Below are 512 nucleotides of genomic sequence, written 5' to 3'. Positions count from 1 at the left end.
TCGCTTAAGGCCCTTGCACTGGGTACACGTGTGGTGGCTTTGCGGTAGCCACGTGAAGTAATGAATCCACGATCTGCTTGTTTGAGGACTCGGCAGATGGCCTCGACCCCAAACTGATCCTTGTATGCGTCGATGTAGGAGATCATTTGGTCGTGGGTCGGTCGAGTTCCGCTGCGAAAAAAGCCGAAGCAGTCTTAAGAATCCCGTTTGCTCGTTTCAGCTCGCGGTTTTCGCGGCGCAGACGCTTGAGCTCTTCTTCCATCGTTTCGCCGCCAGACGCGCCAGAGTCATCGCGTACTGAAGCGCTGTCACGGTACCAAGCCCGCAACGTATGGTGAGACACTCCAAGCAGCTCACCAACCTCCGTGTAGGCGCGTTGCAGTGAGCAGGACTCCAGGCGGACCATTTCGATGATCTGATGGACCGCCTTCTCCTTGAACTCGACGGAATACTTTCTAGGCATAGTTCAATCCTTCCTTAGCTGAGGTAGGAACTAAACCCAGGACGCTTCA

The 512-nt window shown here is 54.7% G+C and carries 1 pseudogene; it reads right to left on the bottom strand.

What is annotated here, in order from left to right:
• Nucleotides 1-463: pseudogene (locus tag HMPREF3175_RS05060) on the bottom strand (transposase); the annotation flags it as partial.
• Between the last annotated feature and the right edge of the window lie 49 nt (nucleotides 464-512).

Origin of the sequence: Arthrobacter sp. HMSC08H08 (assembly GCF_001807575.1) — a bacterium.
GTDB lineage: Bacteria > Actinomycetota > Actinomycetes > Actinomycetales > Micrococcaceae > Pseudoglutamicibacter > Pseudoglutamicibacter albus.
This window is presented reverse-complemented; position numbering and strand designations above follow the sequence as displayed.